This is a genomic window from Proteus sp. fly-1067 (assembly GCF_040139345.1).
GTDB lineage: Bacteria > Pseudomonadota > Gammaproteobacteria > Enterobacterales > Enterobacteriaceae > Proteus > Proteus vulgaris_B.
Window position 1 is genome coordinate 1 of sequence record NZ_JBEEUL010000295.1, and the last position, 510, is coordinate 510.

Below are 510 nucleotides of genomic sequence, written 5' to 3' on the forward strand. Positions count from 1 at the left end.
GCACTTTAATTGATAATGAAAATTAGCTAATTTTGCTGTTATCATTCAAATTATTTGATCTAGATGGATGGTATTGATGACAAATTCATGAACACTGCGTGTCATTTTTTGTTTATAATTTAGTATGTTACATTTATCTTTATTCGATAACCTTTCACATTTTGGCATCTTTTTTCTCCTTTGATTTCAGCACAGAAAGATAAAAATAGGGCAACAAAAGCAAATGAATACGCAAAAAATTTGGCACATCTACCTAATTAGAGAGAAAAATAACAGGTTATATTGTGGGATCACCACGGATGTCCAACGCCGTTTTACACAACATCAAGAAGGAAAAGGTGCAAAAGCACTGAAAGGTAAATTACCACTGACTTTAGTGTTTAATGGTGCGGTGGGGGATCGCTCGGCAGCATCTAAATTGGAATTTCAGATCAAAAGACTCAGCAAACAGGCAAAAGAAAGGCTGGTACTCGACCAGCCTAGTGATATCGTTGACTACTTATTCATTCA

At 35.3% G+C, this 510-nt stretch carries 1 protein-coding gene; it reads left to right on the top strand.

The features are described from left to right. Positions 1 to 223: 223 nt before the first annotated feature. Positions 224 to 510: GIY-YIG nuclease family protein (locus ABN217_RS20490; protein ID WP_349460043.1), on the top strand; the 287-nt coding region annotated here is incomplete at its 3' end.